Below are 18,746 nucleotides of genomic sequence, written 5' to 3'. Positions count from 1 at the left end.
CAATTTATTAGTGTGAAATATGTTCAGTAAATTCATTCGTAGGCCAGTGTTTGCCATCGTGATTTCGGTGGTAATCGTGTTCATGGGCGTGCTGGCCATCAAGACCCTACCGACCTCGCAGTTTCCGGAGATTTCGCCGCCCATGGTCATGGTGAGCTGCGCTTACCCCGGGGCTAGCGCCAAGGTGCTCACCGAGTCGGTACTCATCCCGCTGGAGCAGGCCGTGAACGGCGTGCCGGGCATGAAGTACATGACCTCCGACGCCGTGAGCGCCGGCGAGGCCAACATCCAGATTGTTTTCAACCTAGGCACCGACCCCGAGCAGGCGGTGGTGAACGTGAACACCCGTATTGCGCAGGTGGTGAACCGTTTGCCGGTGCTGGTGCAGCGCGAGGGCCTCATCGTAAACCGCGTGGTGCCCAACATGCTGATGTACGTGAACTTGTACAGCAAGGACAAGAACACGGACATGAAGTACCTGTTCAACTACGCTGGGGTCAACATGATACCCGAGATTCAGCGTATCGACGGTATCGGCCGCGCGAGCATCCTAGGTAGCCGGCAGTACGCCATGCGCATCTGGCTGAAGCCCGACCGCATGCGTGCCTATAACATCTCGGCCGACGATGTAATGAAGGCCCTAGACGAGCAGAGTGTGATTGGCTCGCCGGGCCGTATCGGCCGCTCCGACGGGGGCCGCGCCGAAGCACTGGAATACGTGCTGACCTACCAGGGTCGTTTCAACGACGAGAATCAGTACAAGAACGTGATTCTAAAGGCTAACTCTAATGGCGAGATGCTGCGCCTAAAAGACGTGGCCGACGTGTCCCTAGGTAGCGAATTCTACGATATCTATTCTAACCTCGATGGCTACCCTTCGGCGGCTATCATGCTGAAGCAGACCTACGGCTCGAACGCTAGCGACGTAATCACGAGCGTAAAAGCTAAACTAGAAGAGCTGAAGAAAACCATGCCCCCTGGCATGGACTACAAAATCAGCTACGACGTGTCGAACTTCCTCGACGCCTCGACCGAGAACGTAGTACACACCCTGCGCGACGCCTTTATTCTGGTGGCCATCGTGGTGTTCCTGTTCCTGGGCGACTGGCGCTCGACGCTCATTCCGATTATCGCCGTGCCGGTGTCGCTCATTGGCGCGTTCACGGCCATGCAGGCGTTCGGGCTGACCATCAACATGATTACGCTCTTTGCACTGGTGCTCGCCATTGGTATCGTGGTCGACGATGCTATTGTGGTGGTGGAAGCCGTGCACGCCAAGATGGAGGAGAAACACCTCTCACCCTTTGGGGCGGTGAAGGAAGTAATCGGCGAAATCAGCGGTGCTATTATCGCCATCACCATCCTGATGACAGCGGTGTTCGTGCCGGTGGCCTTCATGAGTGGCCCGGTGGGTATCTTCTACCGCCAGTTCTCGATTACGATGGCTACGTCTATCGTGATTTCGGGTGTGGTGGCGTTGACCCTGACGCCGGTGCTCTGCGCCATGATTCTGAAAAATAACCACGGCCAGCCTCGCAAGAAGACGCCCATCAACCGCTTCATCGACTGGTTTAACCGGGGCTTTGAGCGCCTGACCGGCCGCTACACCAACCTGCTGGAGAAGCTGGTTGACCGCCGCGTGTTCACCTTCGGCATTCTGATTGTGTTCGCTCTCGGCATCTTCGGCATCTCGTCTAAGCTGCCCAGCGGCTTCATCCCGGCCGAAGACCAGGGTATGCTCTATGCCATCATCCAGACGCCTCCCGGCTCGACGCTAGAGCGTACCAACGACATTTCGCAGCACTTGCAGCAGCTGGCCAAGGATGTGCCTGGCATCGAAAGCATTTCGACCCTAGCGGGTTATGAGGTACTGACCGAGGGTCGCGGCTCGAACGCTGGTACCTGCTTGATTAGCTTGAAGCCGTGGAGCGAGCGCAAAGAGTCCATCCACGACATCGTGGAGAACCTGGAAAAAAAGGCGCACGAGATTCCCGGCGCGACCATCGAATTCTTCGAGCCACCAGCAGTACCGGGCTACGGCGCCGCGGGCGGTTTCCAGCTCCAATTGCTGGATAAGACCAACTCGGGCGACTACAAGGCGCTGGAAAAAGTGAATGAGGAATTTATCGCGCAGCTCAAAAAGCGTAAGGAGCTGGCTGGCCTGTTCACCTTCTTCTCGGCCAACTATCCGCAGTACGAGCTGAAGATTGACAACGACCTCGCCATGCAGAAAGGCGTGAGCATTGGCAACGCCATGAACACGCTGAGCATCATGATTGGCTCGACCTACGAGCTGGGCTTTATCAAGTACCAGCGCTTCTTCAAGGTGTATGTGCAGGCTTCGCCTGAGTATCGCCGCCTGCCCAAGGACATCCTGGACATGTGGGTGAAGAACGACAAGGGCGAAATGGTACCGTTCTCGGCTTTCATGAAAATCGAGAAAACCCAAGGCGCCAACGAAATCAACCGCTACAACATGTACACCACGGCCTCTATCCGGGGCGATGCGGCCCAGGGCTACAGCTCGGGCGAGGCCATCAAGGCTGTGCAGGAAGTAGCGGCCAAAACCCTACCTAGGGGCTACGACATCGACTGGGGTGGCTTGTCGAAAGACGAAGTATCGCGCGGCAACGAGGCCATTTACATCTTCCTGATTGTGATTGCCTTCGTGTACCTGGTGCTTGCCGCCCAGTACGAAAGCTTCTTGCTGCCGCTGGCAGTTATCCTGTCGCTGCCGGCTGGTATTTTCGGCGCCTTCCTGCTCATCAAGGTAATGGGCCTGGCCAACAACATCTACGCCCAGGTGGGCCTCGTGATGCTAGTGGGTCTGCTGGGTAAGAACGCGGTACTGATTGTGGAGTTTGCGGTGCAGGAGCACGAGCACGGCATGAGCGTGCGCAGCGCGGCCATTGCCGGCGCCAAGGCCCGCTTCCGTCCCATCTTGATGACCTCGTTTGCCTTCATCGCTGGTCTGATTCCGCTGGTGATTGCCACCGGCGCGGGCGCCATCGGCAACCGCACCATCGGCACGGCGGCCCTAGGCGGCATGCTGTTCGGCACCGTGTTCGGGGTGGTTATCGTGCCCGGCCTGTACTACGTGTTCGGCACGATGGCCTCGAAGAGCAAGCTGATTGACGACGAGAACGAATATCCAGTAAGCGAAGGGTTTGAGCCGCGTGTTTTAGTTGACGAAGAAGGTATAACCCATGCTTAAAAGACGCATTTATCAGGGCCTAACCGCCGTCGGCCTCGCGCTGACGGTGGGGGCTTGCAAACTTCCGGAGCTGACGCAGCGCAACCAAAACCGCACCACGCCGGCCACTTACGCAGGCGCCCCCGCGGACAGCACCAACACCGCCCGCACGCGGTGGAAGCAATTCTTCACCGACCCCAACCTGGTAGTCCTCATCGACAGCGCCTTGCAGCGCAACCAGGAGCTGAACATCACGACGCAGGAGCTAGAGCTGGCTCGCAACGAAATCCGGGCGCGCACCGGCGACTACATGCCCTCCGTTTCTATCGGGGCGAGGGCTGATGTAGCCAAGCCCGGTCGCTACACGTTGCAAGGTGCCACAGAAGAGAGGGTTCCCATTCGGGATGACCGCGCCAACCCTACCCCACTAGCCAACTACCAAGTGGGCGTGTCGGCGAGCTGGGAAGTGGACATCTGGCGCAAGCTGCGCAACGCCCGCAAGTCGGCCGCTACGCGCTACCTAGCTTCGATAGAGGGCCGGAACTTTATGATAACCAACCTCATTGCCGAGATTGCCAACTCGTACTACGAGCTACTGGCCCTTGACAATCAGCTGGCTATCATTCGGCAGAACATCGAGATTCAGGAAAACGCCCTGCGCATCGTGAAGCAGGAAAAGGAATCGGCTCGCGTGACGGAGCTAGCGGTGAAGCGTTTTGAGGCGCAGGTGCAGAACACCATCAGCCTGCAGTACAAGACGCAGCAGCGCATCACCGAAACCGAGAACCACCTCAACTTCCTGGCCGGCCGCTATCCGCAGCCCATCGTACGCGACTACCAGGCGTTTAATGCATTAGTGCCGACCACCATTCAGGCGGGCATTCCAGCGCAGTTGCTCAACAATCGCCCTGATATTCGGCAGGCCGAGCAGCAGTTAGTGGCTGCCAAGCTCGATGTGCAGGTGGCCCGCGCCAACTTCTACCCCTCGCTGGGCATCTCAGGTGGCGCCGGCTTCGAGGCCTTCAAGCCCGGTTTGCTGTTCACCTCGCCCCAGTCGATGCTGTACAACTTGGCTGGCGATTTGGTCGCTCCGCTCATCAACCGCAATGGCATCAAGGCCATCTACTACAGCGCCAATGCCGTGCAGTTGCAAGCCGTATACAACTACGACCGCACCGTACTGAACGCCTACGTGGAGGTAGCCAACCAGCTCTCCAATATTGACAACCTGCAGAAGAGCTACGACGCCAAGTTGAAGGAAGTGCAGGCTCTGAACCAGTCTATCCGCATCTCCAACAGCCTATTCAAGGCTGTGCGGGCTGAGTACACCGAAGTGCTCTTCACGCAGCGCGACGCCTTGGAATCGAAGTTTGACTTGACCGAGACCAAGATGCAGCAGCTCAATGCTACGGTGAATGTGTACCGGGCGCTGGGCGGCGGCTGGTACTAGTTATAGCCGCTCCTAGGGCACAAAAAATCCGCTTCCAGGCCGGGAGCGGCTTTTTTGTGCCCTAGGGTCACGGTTTGCGGCCGGCGCTTTCGCAGCCTGCTTGAGTGCTAGTTGGTGGGACCTTTATCGGTACTGGCTTCTAGCGCGTCTTGCACGCCCAGCGGTAAGGCGGAGAGCAAATCGAGGCCGGTGGCTTTTTCGATGGCATCGACGCTGGTGCGATAGCCGCCCCAGGCGGCGTTGACATTGACGTTATTGGGCGTGTTAACGGCGATGACGCGGGTGCTGCTCGTGACGCGCCCTAGGTCATTGGTGCCGGCCGGCAGCACTACTACTACTTTCCAGCACCGGGCGGGCACCGTGACCCGGCCGCTGGCGATGGTGGTATAGTAGCCTTCGCTGCCCGTGCCACCCCGACCATACGAGCCGCAAATGATGTAGAGCTCATTGCCGGCCCGCACCAGCGTGCGGCAATATTCTTCTAAGTCAGCCCAGGTGCGCTGGTTGTTTTGCGGGGCCTGGGGCATCATGTTCGTCATCAAGAAGGTAGCCGAATTGTCGTCCTCCGAAGCGGTGCGGTCGGCGCTGGGGCAGTTGTGGCCCCGGTCGAAGCCGTAGCCCGAGTAGTCGCTGGTTTTCACCCGGTACCAGTCGGCGGGCAAGCTTTCATCGGCCCGAAAGTCGTCTTGCCGAGCGGCACTGCCTAGGTCGTCCCCGTCTAGGTGCCACGACACCCAGTTGGGCTTGCCCTGGTCGCGGTTGTAGGAGAGCGCGTACTGCGGCTTGCTGAGCAGGTAGTTGGTGGGCGAGGTGAGGCTAGCCACCGCGCCGCTGGGGTTGCCTAGGGCCAGGTGGTCGGCGGCCGGGGCCACGTCGTCTTTAGCACAAGCGGCAACGAGCAGCCCTAGGGCCGCCCAAGCGCCGAGGCGAGATAATAGATGGTTCATGCAGTAGCAAATGAGCCCACAAAGATGGGCTCGCCGTGGGTAGCAGCCTATCGGTAGATAAGTAGCCGCCCATCGGCGCCCACCCACATCGAGGCTTTCAGGCGGGCAGCCTGCGCCCGGCGCCGCGCGCGCTTGTCGAAAAACACCAGGTACAAGATGCCCAGCAGCGGCCCCACCGATACGGAGCTAAGCAGGTGCAAGTGCCAGTACTGCGCCTGGCTCAGTCCCCAATGGTGGGCGAGAGTTTTGAGGAGGAGTTCCATGTATGAATATACGCAAGGACAACGGCTGTGGCAAGCCTAAAAGGGTGAATAGCTACCACGTAGGCTAGTGGACCAACTGGCAGCCAGCAGCTAGACCGTTATCTTGGCGGTCTGGTTTGGCAGTTGGCTTTTTCCGTTGCGTTATGGCTTTTTTCCGTGCTCTTTTAGTCGGTTGGATAAGTTCGCTTGGCTGGGTTGGTTTTCTTGGTGGGGGCGCGCTACTAGTGCCTTCGGCCGCCAGGGCCCAGGCGCCCGGCACGCCCATCGACCTGCAATGCGAGTACCTAACCAACCCCCTAGGCCTGGATGCGCCCCGCCCCCGCCTGACCTGGCGCCTGCACGACGACCGTCGCGGGGCCGTGCAAACGGCCTACCAGCTCACCGTATCCTCCGACTCACTAGCCGTAGCGCGGGGCGCGGCCGGGGCCTGGACATCGGGCCGCGTGCCTTCGGCTCGGCAACTGATAGCCTACGGGGGGCCGGCCCTGCGGCCGTTTACGAAGTACTATTGGCGGGTCCAGACTTGGCCCGGTGCCAGTGCCAAAGGCGCCGCGAGCCAAGTTGCCAGCTTCGAAACCGGCCTGATGAGCCAAGCCAACTGGCAAGGCACCTGGATAAGTGACTCGCGCGACGTGGCCCTGAAGCCGGCCCCCTACTTCCGCACCACGTTTGAGGCACCTAGGAGCCTCAAGTCGGCGCGAGCCTACATTGCCGTGGGCGGCCTGTATGAGCTGTATATCAATGGCCGCAAGGTGGGCAACCATCGCCTCGACCCCATATACACGCGCTTCGACCGGCGCACCCTGTACGTGACCCACGACGTGACGCCTTACCTGCGCCCTGGCAAAAACGCGGTGGGCGTGCTGCTGGGTAATGGCTGGTACAACCACCAATCGACGGCCGTGTGGTACTTCCACGAGGCACCCTGGCGCAACCGCCCCACCTTCTGCCTCGACCTGCGCCTAACGGACGCTAGAGATAAAGTAACCACCGTGACGTCGGGCCTAAACTGGAAAACGGCCCTGAGCCCGTTGGTATTTAACAGCATCTACACCGCCGAGCACTACGATGCCCGCCGCGAGCAACCGGGTTGGAACACGGCCGATTTTGATGACATCAAGTGGCAGGCTGTCATCCCGCGCGCCGCGCCCTCGACCCGCATCGTGGCCCAGGCCATGCAGCCCATCCGCAATGTGGAGGCGATACCAAGCAAGGCCGTGGCCAAGCTTAATGACACCACTTATGTATTTGACCTAGGGCGCAACATCTCGGGTGTTAGCCAGCTGCGGGCGCAGGGCCCAGCCGGCACGGTGCTGCACCTCAAGCACGGCGAGCGGCGCTACCCCGATGGTCACGTCGACCAATCGAACATCGATGTGCACTACCGGCCTACCGATAAGAGCGACCCGTTTCAAACCGATATTTTCACCCTAGGTGGTAAGGGCGAAGAGACCTTTATACCCTCGTTCAACTACAAGGGCTTCCAGTATGTGGAGGTGACCAGCAGCCGGCCTCTGGCCTTGAGCGCTGGCAGCCTCACCAGCTACTTTATGCACAGCGATGTGGCCCCGGTCGGGCAGGTCACCTCGGCCAATCCGACGCTCAACAAAATCTGGTGGGCGACTAATAACTCGTACTTGTCCAACCTGTTTGGCTACCCTACCGACTGCCCCCAGCGCGAGAAAAACGGCTGGACCGGCGACGCCCACATCGCTAGCGAAACCGGCCTCTACAACTTCGATGGCATCACCATTTATGAGAAATGGCTGGCCGACCACCGCGACGAGCAGCAGCCCAACGGCGTGCTGCCCTCCATTATTCCGAGCGACGGCTGGGGCTACGAGTGGGGCAACGGCCCCGACTGGACCAGCACCATCGCCATCATTCCCTGGAATCTCTACCTGTTTTACGGCGACACCAAGCCGCTGGCCGACTGCTACGGTAACCTCAAGCGCTACGTGGACCACATCGAGGCGCGCAGCCCCACCGGGCTCACCGACTGGGGCCTAGGCGACTGGGTACCGGTCAAGTCGAAGTCGCCGGTCGAGCTAACGTCTTCGGTGTACTATTTCACCGACGCCTCTATTTTGGCTCGGGCGGCTAAGCTGCTGGGGCACCCCGCCGATGCTGCCCGCTACGCCGCGCTGGCCCAAAAAATCCGCAACGCCATCAACGCCAAGTACCTGAATCGGCAAACCAATCTCTATGGCAGCGGCGTGCAAACCGAGCTGAGCGTGCCGCTGTACTGGGGCGTGGTGCCCGATGAGCTCCGCGAGAAAGTAGCAGCTAACCTGGCCCGCCGGGTGGCCGCCGACAGCTACCACCTCGACGTGGGCCTGCTTGGTACCAAAGCCATCCTAGGGGCCCTAAGCGAGAACGGCCAAGCCGATGTGGCCTACCGCCTAGCCGCACAGGAAACCTACCCTTCCTGGGGCTGGTGGATAGCCAACGGCGCCACCACGCTCTACGAAAACTGGCCCATCGACGCCAAAAGCGACATTTCGATGAACCACATCATGTTCGGTGAGGTTGGCGCCTGGCTCTACAAAGGCCTAGGGGGCATTAAGCCCGACCCGCAGCAGCCGGGCTTTAAAAATGTGCTGCTCACGCCCCACGCCGTGGCTGGGCTCGACCACTTTGAGGCGCGCCACCTAGGGCCCTACGGCCTCATCAAGTCGGCTTGGAAGAAGAAGGGGGCAGGCACCTCCTACTCCGTTACCGTGCCGCCCAATGCTACCGCTACGCTCACGCTGCCCGTAGCTGCCGGCCAAGTGGTGTATGAAGCCGGCCGGCCGCTTGCAGCCACTTCGTCAGCCATTCGGGTGCGGCATGTTACGGGGCCGCTACGGCAGTATGAGCTGGTGGCGGGCACTTACCAGCTAGAGGTCAAGTAGCGCATCCGCAAGCTAACTCATTGGCTGCCTCACTTATAGCAAAATAATCCACTCACTTTCGCTAGCGCCGTGTACGGCCTGGTGACAGCTTAGTTCATGTTAAATTCATTTTGTAATGTAGCCGTCACATTAGGGTAATAGAGGCCCGGGAATTTTGTAGCCGTTATGCAAAACACTGCTACAAAAGCATTTTACGTGCTGCTCCTTTGCGTGACTCCCGCTAGCATTGTGCTGGCGCAGAGCACGGGCCGCATCGAAGGCACCTACAAAGATGCCAAAAACCAGGAAGGCATCATCGGCGGCACGGTGCGACTGGAAAACACCACGCTGGCGGCACCCACCGACGAAAAAGGCCACTACCTGCTGACCAACGTGCCGGCTGGTACCTACACGGTCATCATCTCGTCGGTGTCCTATAAGCCGCTGACCGTGCCGAAAGTAGTGGTGACTGCTGGCAAAACGACGGTGCTCGACGGCAAACTCGACCCCGACAACACCCAGCTCGGCGAAGTAAGCGTGAGCGGCGTGCGCCGCACCAATACGGAGGTGTCGGTAATCAACGAAATCCGGCAGGCCAACGTGGTAGTCAGCGGCATTTCGTCGGAGCAGATTGTGAAAACCCAGGACCGCGACGCGGCTGAGGTGGTGCGCCGCATTCCGGGCGTGACGGTGGTTGACAACCGCTTTATCCAGGTGCGGGGCCTGAGCGACCGCTACAACACGGTGTGGCTCAACGATGTGACGGCGCCCAGCTCGGAAACTGACCGCAAGTCGTTCTCGTTCGACATCGTGCCCAGCTCGCTCATCGACCGGGTGCTGGTGTTTAAAGACCCTTCGCCCGAGCTGCCCGGCGACTTTGCCGGTGGCTTGGTGAAAGTATACCTGCGCAAGCCGATTTTCAACGAAAAGCAGTTCACGGTCAACTACTCGTCGGGCTACCGCCAGGGTACTACTGGCCGCGACTTCTTTACCGACCGGCCCCAGACGGGCGACGCCCTCGGCTTTGGCGCCACCAAACGCGACCTGCCCAACGGCATGCCGCCCCTGAGCACCGCCTACCAGCAGTACGAGCGCGACTTCTACGCCAAGCAGCTCGACAACAACTTCGGCATTTTCAAGACCAAGGCCATGCCAGATATGCGCTTCAACGCGGCGTATCTAACGCAGATAAAGCTAGGTGAGCTCGAAATCGGCAGCGTGTCGTCGGTGAACTACACCAATTCCTACACGCGCTTCAACATCAACCGCAACCAGGCTGACGCGTCGGGCCAGCGCACCGACCAGTTCCGCGACGACCAATCGACGCAGAACATTCGCCTAGGTGCCATTCAGAACTTCAGCCTGGTGCTGCCTCATGGGGGCCGCCTCGAGTGGCGCAACTTGTATAGCCAGCAAGCGCGCAACCAGCAGGTAACCCGCGACGGCGCCGACGATAACAACGTCCTCAACCGCCGCAGCTACCTGCAAGGCTACCAGGGCCGCACCACCTACACCAGCCAGGTGGCTGGTACCCACAAGGCAGCCGACGAGAAAACCAGCTTCGATTGGGTGGGCGGCTACGGCTACTCGGCGCGTAACGAGCCCGACTTGCGCCGCCTGTCGTACCAGATTACGCCCGGCACCGATAGCTCGCCCGAAATCCAAACCGCGCTGACGCCCGCCGCTGGCCAGGTCGATGTCAACAACGCCGGCCGCCTGTACCAGAAGCTGAGCGAGCACACCTTCACGCTGAACGCCAACCTGAAACGCACCGTGGACGTGGCCGACCGCAAGGTGGAAATCGGGGCCGGCACCTACCTAGAGTACCGCCGCCGCGCCTTCCGGGCCCGGGCCTTTGGCTACTCGCTCAACTCGGGCGGTATGCAAGGGCTGAAAAACGAGAACGTGGGCAACATCTTCTCGCCTCAAAACATCGGTTCCGATGGCTTCCGGGTCGATGAGGACCTGAACTCGACCTACCGCTACGGGGCGCACAACGAGCTGGAAGCGTTCTACTTGTCGCTCAACATTCCGTTTACCGACAAGCTGAAGCTGGTGACCGGCGCCCGCTACGAGCGCAACGTGCAGTTTATCGAAACCGGCCTCAACGGCCAGCCGGTGACCCAGCGCACGCCCACCAACTTCGTGCTGCCCTCGGCCAACCTGAGCTATAACCTCAACGCCACCAACCTAGTGCGCGCCTCCTACGGCCGCAGCCTCAACCGGCCCGAGTTCCGCGAAGCGGCGCCGTTCTTTTACTACGACTTTGACTTCAACGTGCTGAACTACGGCTCGTTGTACCTCAACCCCACCACCCCGCTTAAGGTGGCCAGCATCGACAACTTCGACCTGCGCTACGAGTGGTACCCCACTCCCGGCGAGCTGGTACACATCGGGGCGTTTTACAAGAACTTCTCGAACCCCATCGAGAACGTGGTAGTGCTAACCACGAACCTGGCCTACACCTTCGCCAATGCGCCGAGCGCCTACGCCTACGGCGTGGAGCTGGACGTGAAAAAGAACCTAGCCTTTGTAGATGAACGGCTTAAAAACCTCTCGGTAGTGGGCAACGTCTCGCTCATCAAGAGCCAGGTGACCCTAGGCGATGGCTTTGTGTCCTGGAACAACAAGCGCGCCCTGCAAGGCCAGTCGCCCTACGTGTACAACGGTGGCCTGTACTTCAACACCCCCGACAACTCGTGGCAGGTAACGGCGCTCTACAACGTGTTTGGGCCGCGCATCCTGTTTGCGGGCTCCGACCAGTACCCCGATGTGGTGGAGCTGCCGCGCCACACCATCGACCTGTCGCTAACCAAGACCATTACGCCGAGCCTCTCCTTCAATGCCGGCGTGCAAGACCTGCTGAACCAGCGCGTGAATCTGGTACAGGATTACGCCCGCGATGGCAAGTACACCGCCGCCGACCCCTCGCTGGCGAGCTACCGACGCGGCACTTATTACACCCTAGGTCTGCGCTTTAGCCTGCAGCCGCGCCCAGCCACGCCAGTGCCTTAGGTGCCTCTGCCGGAGATGAGCCGCCTCGCACTCCGCCTTCTGCCCTATTAGTCTAGCCGTTAAAACTCAAATTCATTTCAGCTTTTTCTCATGAAAAAGAACACCCTTTCCGTTGCCCTGCTCGCCACGCTGCTCGGCTTGGCCGCTTGCGAAACGAAGGACATCACGCCAGCACCCAACCTCCAGGGCAACGGCACTAGCACGAATCCTACCAACCCCACTACCACCACCAAGCCGACCGTGACGGTAGAAACGGGGTCTGCGGGTATCACGACCAACACGACTTGGACGGCTAATAATAAGTATCTACTCAAAGGCTTTGTCTATGTGGGCTCCGGTGCCACGCTTACTATTGAGCCCGGCACTGTTATCGTGGGTGATAAGGATACCAAAGGTGCGCTCATTATAGAGCCCGGCGCCAAGATTATGGCCATGGGCACGGCGGCTAAGCCCATTATTTTCACCTCCAACCAGCCCAAGGGCTCGCGCAACTACGGCGACTGGGGTGGCGTAATCATCACCGGCAATGCCCCGGTTAATACGACTACTGGCAAGCAGTTGGCGGAAGGCGGCGTTCGGACTACCTACGGCGGCATCGACGCTGCCGACAACTCGGGCGTATTTCAATACGTGCGCATCGAGTTTGCTGGTGTGGCATTCACGCCTAATAATGAAGTAAATGGCCTAACGCTGGGCGGCGTGGGCAGCGGCACTACCATTGACCACGTGCAAGTATCGTACTCGGGCGATGATGCTATTGAGTGGTTTGGCGGTACCGTGAACGCCAAGTACTTAGTAACTCACCGCACTTTCGACGACGACTTCGATACCGACCTAGGGTTCTCGGGCAAGGTACAGTTTGCGGTGTCGCTGCGCGACCCCCTGCAGGCCGACCAGTCAGGCTCTAAGGCCTTTGAGTCGAACAATGACAGCGGCGGCTCGACCAACTCTCCCCGGACCTCAGCCGTGTTTTCTAACGTTACGGCCATTGGTCCTATCCTGAATCCCGGTGCAGCAGTCTATAGCCCGCAGTACACGGCTGGCGTGCACCTGCGTGCCAACTCGGCCCAGAGCCTGATGAACTCAGTCATCATCGGCTATCCCACTAACGTCCTCATCGACGGCGGTGTAACAGCAGCTACCATTGCCAACGGCGACGCTCGCTTTAAGAACAACATCGTGGCTGGTGCCCTGAGCAACTCCAACTCGACGGCCGGGCAGCGTAACATTCTGTATGTCGGGCCTACCCTAGGTAATAGCAACCTGACTCCTAATAATACTATGAGCAGCGACACAGCTGCTTGGAGCAGCGCCGTGGGACCGCTCACCTGGTTCAAGGCCACCGCCAATGCCAACCGCCGTTACGCTACTGCCGACAACGTACAGTTGCTAAACCCCTTCAACCTCACCTCGCCGAGCTTCGTGCCTCGCACGGCCTCGCCCATCGTGAGCACGGTGCCTGCCAGCTTCACTGACAGCAAGCTCACCGATAGCTTCTTCACGCCTGTGACCTACATCGGGGCCTTCGACCCCAGCGCTACCACCAGCAGCAACTGGCTGGCTGGCTGGACCAACTTCGACCCGCAGAACACCGAGTACTAGCTTCTTTCTTTCGCCAAGGTGCTGCTTAGCACCACGCTGTACCAAAGCCAGGGCTGCCGTGCGGCCCTGGCTTTCTGTTTCTAAAGAGAATTTGGCAACCTCGCCAGCTCCGGCTCCGGGCGCGGGCACTGCCTCTATTATTCAGGTGGCTACGTTAGCTTTTTCCTCTCCCAGCGGCTTGCTGGAACGCGTGCGCCAGTGCTTGCAACGCCGCTTGGCGCTGCCCGTGCGGGCGTGGGCCGCCAGCCAGCCCGAGGCCCAGGTGTGGCAGATAGGCTCAGTGGTACGCCTGCTGGCCACGCCCTCGGTGGCGGGGGCGCCCCCACCCCAAGCGGCGGCCACCGACTACCCCCCGCTGCTGGTGTACGACCACGTGCCGCGCGCCCTAGGTGCCCAGCTGCGGGCGCAAGGTACCCGCTACGCCGACGCGGCGGGCAATGCTTGGTTTCAGCACCCCGAGCTGCTGGCCCGCACGCACAGCCGCACGCCCCCGGCACCCGCCGAGCTGGTGGTGTCGAGCCCGGCGTGGCACGTGCAGCTGCTGCGGCTGCTATTTCAGCTGGTGCTTGCGCCCGACCTAGCGGCCTACTCGGTGCCGCGGCTGGCGGCGCACACCCAGCTGCCGGTAGAGGTGGTGCGGCAGGTACTGCGCAGCCTGGCCGCGCAGGGCTTTTGGCACGATGAGGCGCCCCTGGGCGCGAGCCCGCTGCTGCTGCCGGCACCGGCCCGGTACTGGCTCACGCACTACGCTGGCACCCTGCGCCGCCGCCTCAATGCGCAGCGCTACCGCCCGCGCTGCCCTATCCTGCTGGCCGACTGGACGCAGCGGACCCTGCCGGCCGAATGCCTCTGGAGCGGCGAGGCCGCGGCGCATCTGCTGCTCGGCAGCCCCACGCCGCCCACTAGCCTTACACTTCACAGCCAGCTGCCCCGCCCGCAGCTAGTGCGGCAGCTGGACCTGGTGCCCAGCCCCAAGGGCTCTATCGAACTCCTTAATGCCTTTGCGCCAGCTACCTGCTTTGCGCCCACCGACCCACGCTGCGTACCGCCGCTGCTCGTGTACGCCGATTTATTGGCTAGTCCAACCCCGGCCACCGAGGCGCTTGCGCTTGAGTTGCACGCCCGCTACCTAGGTGAGCTGCTGGCTTGAAATACACCGTAAACCAGAAAGCGGCCTTGCTTGAGTAAGCAAGGCCGCTTTCTGGTTTATGGATAAGCCATCATTGAGAAGGCAGCGGCTTGAGTAGTACCTACCCTAACCCTAGCTGAGCCACGCTGTGCTGGGCAAAGCCGCAGGCGCTCGTCATGCCCTTGCCGCCGATGCCCGTGACGATGTGAATGCGCGGGTCAGGCGAGTGTTGAAATACCTCGGCCGACTTGCTTTGGGTGTAGTAGCCGTTCCAGGCGCGCTGCATGCGCCAGTCGGGCAGGTGCACAATGCGGCGGGCCTCGGTGAGCATGAGCTGGTTGAGGTAGTCGGCGTTGTTAAAATCCAGGTCGTCGGCCTGCGCCAGGTCGGCGTACTCGTGGGTGTCACCGATGATAATAGAGCCATCCACCGCCTGCTTAAACAGGATGTGAATGCCCCAAGTGCGCAGGTCGGCGTTCATATCCTCGGCCAGCAGCTGCCCAAACGACGGGCACGCCTTAAACGCCGCATAGCGCCTCAAACTGAGCCCCGTGAGCACCGAGCCCGGCAGCATTACCTGCGGCAATGGATAGGTGGCCAGCATCTGGAGCTTCACCAGCTGTAAGTCGCTCTGAGCAAAGACATCGGGGAATAGTGCCTTGCAGTCGCGGCCGTTGCACACCAGCACCTGGGCCGCAGTGTAGCGCTGGCCGCGTACGTCAATGACAGTCGCGCTCGCGTCGCCGGCCGTGACCTCGCGCACCGGCGTAGCGGGGCGGTAGTCGAGCCCGTAGTGCGCCACCAGGTAGGCCAACAGGCGGTGAATCATTTGGTCGGGCTCGGCAGTCACCTCCTGCTCAAACAGCAGGCCGCCCACGCAGTAGCTCGCTTGCACGGCGGGCAGCCGCTCGCGGCACTGCACTGCTGTAAGCACCCGCGAGGGATACCCTAGGTCCTGATAGCGAGCGTGTTTTTCCTCTAGCACCTGCATTTCGAGCGGCGTTGAGGCCAGGTAGAGCGAGCCGTTCTGGCGAATGGAAATATCGTATTCGGCCTGAATTTTTTGGTAGGTGTCGAGGCTCACGCGGGCGTAGTCAAACCACTCGCCCTCGGCCATCCCCGAAGTGATAATCTGCCCGAAGTTGCGCACGGTGGCCTCCATTGGGCGGGCGTCTTTTTCGAGCAGCAGCACCTTTAGGCCGCGCTGCAAGGCAAAGTAGGCGTGGAAGGCACCTAGGGCGCCCGCGCCCACTACTAGTACATCATACGAGTTGTGCATGGTAGTTCGGCTGGTAAGGTGCCGCAGTACAAACCTACTACTCGTTGCCTTCCATGAAACACAAGCAAGCGTTATGCCTGCGTTATTTCTGCCGAGCCCTAGGTTGGCTTTTAAGCGCTGCCTTACTCGGTAGGCCGCAGCAAGTACACTTTAAATAGGCGGGCGGGCTGCTCAGTATCATTGCGCACCGAGTGAGCCGCTAGGCCATCGAAGTACAGCGTATCGCCCGGCCCTAGGGTCACTTCCCCGTCTTTGAAGCCGTACTGCACCGTGCCTTCCAGCACATGGATGAGTTCGAGCGCATTGGTTGAAAGCGGCTTGCGGTAGGTTTGCGGACTGATGAGCACTTCGTTGACGCGCAATGTATAACCGGCAACATCCTGCGAAAGCAAGTAACTATAGAGCAAACCCTTAGAGTCTTCGCGCTGTTCAGACCGCCCTTCGCCGGCGCGCACGAGCAAGTAAGGTGCGGCTGGGTCACCGTTGATATTCTTGACCAACACCGCCACATCGACATCCAGCGAGTTGGCAATTTCGACCAGCACGCCCAGTGAGGGCACGGTGCGGAAGTTCTCGATTTTAGAGAGTAGCCCCGCCGATAGACCACTGCGCTTGGCTAGCTCGCGCAAGCTCATCTTTTTGGCCTTGCGCAGCTCTAGGATACGGAGGCCGATTAAACTCAGCTTGTCGTGCTTCATGCGGGCAAGTTCGGCACAAAAACGTAACCTAAAGGTGAGCCATCGGCAATAAAGGCAGGTGGGAGTACTACATACATTTGTTGCATATTAGTAAACATCAATTTGAGATAGATGGACGCTTTGCAACTCTTAGTTTTTGACATGGCCGGCACCACCGTGCGAGATGCCCACGAAGTAGAAGCCTGCTTTGCCCAGGCCGCCGCCGCTACGGGCCTGCGGGCCTCGGCTGCCCGCATTCTGGCCGTGCAGGGGCAAGCCAAGCGAGCTGTGTTTGAGCAGCTTTGGCGCGAGCAGCTAGGTACAGCGGTGGCCTCGGCCGAGCTTACGAGCCATGTCGACTACTCGTACCAGGTGTTTCGAAAGGTGCTGGAGGCGCACTACCGCACCCAGCCGGTGCTCCCCACCGAAGGCTGCCTAGAGCTGTTTGCTTATCTCAAAAGCCAAGGCATCCGCATTGCGCTTACCACTGGCTTCTACCGCGAGGTGACGGACATCATTCTGCACCGCCTAGGTTGGGACGTGAACCTCGATGCCCAGCGCCGCGGCAACCGACATGCTGTTATCGATTTGTCTATCAGCAGCGATGAGGTGACCGAAGGCCGCCCCGCGCCCCTCATGATTCAGAAGGCCATGCAGGTGTTTGGCATCACCAACACGCGCCAGGTTTGGAATGTGGGCGACACACCCTCGGACCTGGAATCGGGCCGGCGGGCGGGCTGCGCCCGCAGCCTGGGCCTGGTCAATGGCACCCACACCCGCGAGCAGTTGGCCCCCTACCCTAACGATGGGCTGCTGGCCTCGCTGGCCGAGTTACAGAAGGTGCTGCAAAAGGGACTGGTGACGACCTAGGGACAGAACTTAATGCAAGAGTGATTGTCATTGCGAGCATAGCGAAGCAATCGCATCCGGGCGGCGCTTAACAGGTGTGATTGCTTCGCTACGCTCGCAACGACAGACGAGAGAGTGGTGGGAATTGAAACGTTCGCGCAACTGCTATTCGGCGCCGCTGGCCCTAGGTGGGCCAGCAGGCATTAGCCACGTGTTAACTGTATTACGCTCGCCTTCGAGCACAATTTTATAGAACTCAGCCGGGTAGGCGGCCCGGCTGAAAGATGCCCGCTGCCGACCTAGTGGCACGGTGCCGAGGAGCACGTACGCATCCACGCCTCCGGTCTTAAACTTATTGGTGGGCGTGGCCCAGATTTTAACCTTCTCCTTTTTGCCGCCTAGGGCTATCCAACGCAGCCGCAGGCTGTCAGAAGCGGCCGCTAGCTGCGGCGCGGCCAGCGATACCGGGCCTAGGAGTGGCACGCCATCGAGCTCGCGCTGAGTGGCCTGTGGCAGGGGCAACTGCATAAAGTTGGCGATGGTGGGCAGCACATCGGTGATACTGACGGGCGGGCGCTGCGCGTGGGCGTTCGTTTTCTTATCGCTCAGCACTAGCCAGGTAGCGCGCTCGCGCGCCGACTGGCCGCCGTGGCCGCGGCCAGTTGCGGCATCGCGGCCGTGGTCGGTGGTGAGGACGAGTAGCCAGTCTTCGGCATGGTGCTGGGTTCGCTCCTGAATGGCCGCCCACAGCTTGCCCACCTGCTCATCGACGTAGCCCACGGCGCGGCGCTGCTGCTCGCTATCGCCGTAGCGGTGGCCCATGTCGTCGGTATATTCGAGGTACACCCACGAGAGGTCAGGGGCGTTTTGGCGCAGGCACTGGGCGGCTTCGGCCACCACTTTCTCGTCGATGTTATGGGTATAGAGGCTGCCCTTATCGTGCGGAAAAGCCACGGTGTCGAGCTCGTAGCCATCGGCGTGGTAGTCAAACTTCAGGTTGCCGGCCGTGGGCAGGCCCTCACCTACCAGCTTGGTGCGGTTGTCGAGCCAGGTCGAGAAGATGCCTATTTTGGCGGCTGGGCGGGCTTCTTTCAACAGGCGAAAGATATTCTTGTACTGGTAGTTGGGCGCCTTCACGGCGTTATCCCACACATTGTGCTTGTAGCCCCAGGTACCCGTGATGAGGTCCATGTAGCCAGGCGCTGAGATGGTGGGCGTCTGGGTATAGGTGTCTAGGTTGCCGCCGACGTGGGCCGGCAGGTAGGTGCCGGCCGCAATAATTTTCTTAATGTTCGGCGCGGGCGCCTTTTCCAGCACATCGGCCGGAATGCCGTCGGCGATAATGAATACCACCTTGCGGGCGCGTGGCTGGGCGTGGGCCGCGCTGAGGCTCAGCAGGCTGGCTAGTATAAGTAGAAAAGGACTTTTCATAAAACTTTTGATAATACACCTGTCATTGCGAGCGCAGC

Annotated in this window: 12 protein-coding genes; 7 read left to right on the top strand and 5 right to left on the bottom strand. The window is 60.3% G+C overall.

Annotation, left to right across the window (positions count from 1 at the left end; genetic code table 11):
• Nucleotides 1-19: 19 nt before the first annotated feature.
• Nucleotides 20-3,214 (top strand): efflux RND transporter permease subunit, encoded by a 3,195-nt coding sequence (locus JAO77_RS02515; protein ID WP_198988693.1) that lies wholly within the window; start codon nucleotides 20-22, stop codon nucleotides 3,212-3,214.
• The gene (locus JAO77_RS02510; protein ID WP_198988692.1) at nucleotides 3,207-4,643 is read left to right on the top strand and encodes a TolC family protein; all 1,437 of its coding nucleotides are present in this window, start codon (nucleotides 3,207-3,209) and stop codon (nucleotides 4,641-4,643) included. The genes JAO77_RS02515 and JAO77_RS02510 overlap by 8 nt, the downstream gene beginning before the upstream one ends.
• Nucleotides 4,644-4,750: 107 nt before the next feature.
• Here the strand turns inward: JAO77_RS02510 and JAO77_RS02505 are convergent, their stop codons facing one another.
• Nucleotides 4,751-5,590, bottom strand: coding sequence for a DNA/RNA non-specific endonuclease (locus tag JAO77_RS02505; protein WP_198988691.1), 840 nt, complete (start codon nucleotides 5,588-5,590; stop codon nucleotides 4,751-4,753).
• A 47-nt stretch (nucleotides 5,591-5,637) separates the two neighbouring features.
• Nucleotides 5,638-5,853: a hypothetical protein gene (locus JAO77_RS02500; protein WP_144850559.1), complete on the bottom strand. Its 216-nt coding sequence runs from the start codon at nucleotides 5,851-5,853 to the stop codon at nucleotides 5,638-5,640.
• A 143-nt stretch (nucleotides 5,854-5,996) separates the two neighbouring features.
• On the opposite strand from JAO77_RS02500, the gene JAO77_RS02495 reads away from it, so the two are divergent.
• From JAO77_RS02495 to JAO77_RS02480, 4 genes are all read left to right on the top strand, one after another.
• Entirely contained in the window at nucleotides 5,997-8,747 is a 2,751-nt protein-coding gene (locus JAO77_RS02495; RefSeq protein WP_198988690.1) for an alpha-L-rhamnosidase, read from the top strand.
• A gap of 165 nt (nucleotides 8,748-8,912) precedes the next feature.
• Entirely contained in the window at nucleotides 8,913-11,741 is a 2,829-nt protein-coding gene (locus JAO77_RS02490; protein WP_198988689.1) for a TonB-dependent receptor, read from the top strand.
• Nucleotides 11,742-11,831: 90 nt separating this feature from the next.
• Nucleotides 11,832-13,343 (top strand): beta-helix domain-containing protein, encoded by a 1,512-nt coding sequence (locus JAO77_RS02485; protein WP_198988688.1) that lies wholly within the window; start codon nucleotides 11,832-11,834, stop codon nucleotides 13,341-13,343.
• A gap of 91 nt (nucleotides 13,344-13,434) precedes the next feature.
• Nucleotides 13,435-14,493 carry a type IV toxin-antitoxin system AbiEi family antitoxin gene (locus tag JAO77_RS02480; protein ID WP_198988687.1) on the top strand — a complete coding sequence of 353 codons (1,059 nt, stop codon included), beginning with the start codon at nucleotides 13,435-13,437 and terminating at the stop codon, nucleotides 14,491-14,493.
• Between the two features lie 100 nt (nucleotides 14,494-14,593).
• Here the strand turns inward: JAO77_RS02480 and JAO77_RS02475 are convergent, their stop codons facing one another.
• Both JAO77_RS02475 and JAO77_RS02470 read right to left on the bottom strand, forming a co-directional pair.
• Complete coding sequence (locus JAO77_RS02475; RefSeq protein ID WP_198988686.1) at nucleotides 14,594-15,751, bottom strand: TIGR03364 family FAD-dependent oxidoreductase; 1,158 nt, start codon at nucleotides 15,749-15,751, stop codon at nucleotides 14,594-14,596.
• Nucleotides 15,752-15,873: 122 nt separating this feature from the next.
• Nucleotides 15,874-16,449 carry a helix-turn-helix domain-containing protein gene (locus JAO77_RS02470; RefSeq protein ID WP_198988685.1) on the bottom strand — a complete coding sequence of 192 codons (576 nt, stop codon included), beginning with the start codon at nucleotides 16,447-16,449 and terminating at the stop codon, nucleotides 15,874-15,876.
• 111 nt (nucleotides 16,450-16,560) lie between these two features.
• Here JAO77_RS02470 and JAO77_RS02465 point away from each other — a divergent pair, with 111 nt between their 5' ends.
• Nucleotides 16,561-17,298: an HAD family hydrolase gene (locus JAO77_RS02465; protein ID WP_198988684.1), complete on the top strand. Its 738-nt coding sequence runs from the start codon at nucleotides 16,561-16,563 to the stop codon at nucleotides 17,296-17,298.
• 144 nt (nucleotides 17,299-17,442) lie between these two features.
• On the opposite strand, the gene JAO77_RS02460 is transcribed toward JAO77_RS02465, so the two are convergent.
• On the bottom strand, nucleotides 17,443-18,708 hold the full coding sequence (locus JAO77_RS02460; protein WP_198988683.1) for an alkaline phosphatase family protein: 1,266 nt from the start codon (nucleotides 18,706-18,708) through the stop codon (nucleotides 17,443-17,445).
• Nucleotides 18,709-18,746: the final 38 nt, after the last annotated feature.

The organism is Hymenobacter sp. BT559, assembly GCF_016427535.1.
Taxonomy (GTDB): Bacteria; Bacteroidota; Bacteroidia; order Cytophagales; family Hymenobacteraceae; genus Hymenobacter.
The sequence above is the reverse complement of the archived record's forward strand: the minus strand, read 5'-3'. Positions and strand labels throughout refer to the sequence as shown.

Coding starts and splice junctions, on each gene's coding strand:
- JAO77_RS02515 (WP_198988693.1), top strand. CDS start 20: ATGTTCAGTAAATTCATTCGTAGGCCAGTGTTTGCCATCGTGATTTCG.
- JAO77_RS02510 (WP_198988692.1), top strand. CDS start 3,207: ATGCTTAAAAGACGCATTTATCAGGGCCTAACCGCCGTCGGCCTCGCG.
- JAO77_RS02505 (WP_198988691.1), bottom strand. CDS start 5,590: ATGAACCATCTATTATCTCGCCTCGGCGCTTGGGCGGCCCTAGGGCTG.
- JAO77_RS02500 (WP_144850559.1), bottom strand. CDS start 5,853: ATGGAACTCCTCCTCAAAACTCTCGCCCACCATTGGGGACTGAGCCAG.
- JAO77_RS02495 (WP_198988690.1), top strand. CDS start 5,997: ATGGCTTTTTTCCGTGCTCTTTTAGTCGGTTGGATAAGTTCGCTTGGC.
- JAO77_RS02490 (WP_198988689.1), top strand. CDS start 8,913: ATGCAAAACACTGCTACAAAAGCATTTTACGTGCTGCTCCTTTGCGTG.
- JAO77_RS02485 (WP_198988688.1), top strand. CDS start 11,832: ATGAAAAAGAACACCCTTTCCGTTGCCCTGCTCGCCACGCTGCTCGGC.
- JAO77_RS02475 (WP_198988686.1), bottom strand. CDS start 15,751: ATGCACAACTCGTATGATGTACTAGTAGTGGGCGCGGGCGCCCTAGGT.
- JAO77_RS02470 (WP_198988685.1), bottom strand. CDS start 16,449: ATGAAGCACGACAAGCTGAGTTTAATCGGCCTCCGTATCCTAGAGCTG.
- JAO77_RS02465 (WP_198988684.1), top strand. CDS start 16,561: ATGGACGCTTTGCAACTCTTAGTTTTTGACATGGCCGGCACCACCGTG.
- JAO77_RS02460 (WP_198988683.1), bottom strand. CDS start 18,708: ATGAAAAGTCCTTTTCTACTTATACTAGCCAGCCTGCTGAGCCTCAGC.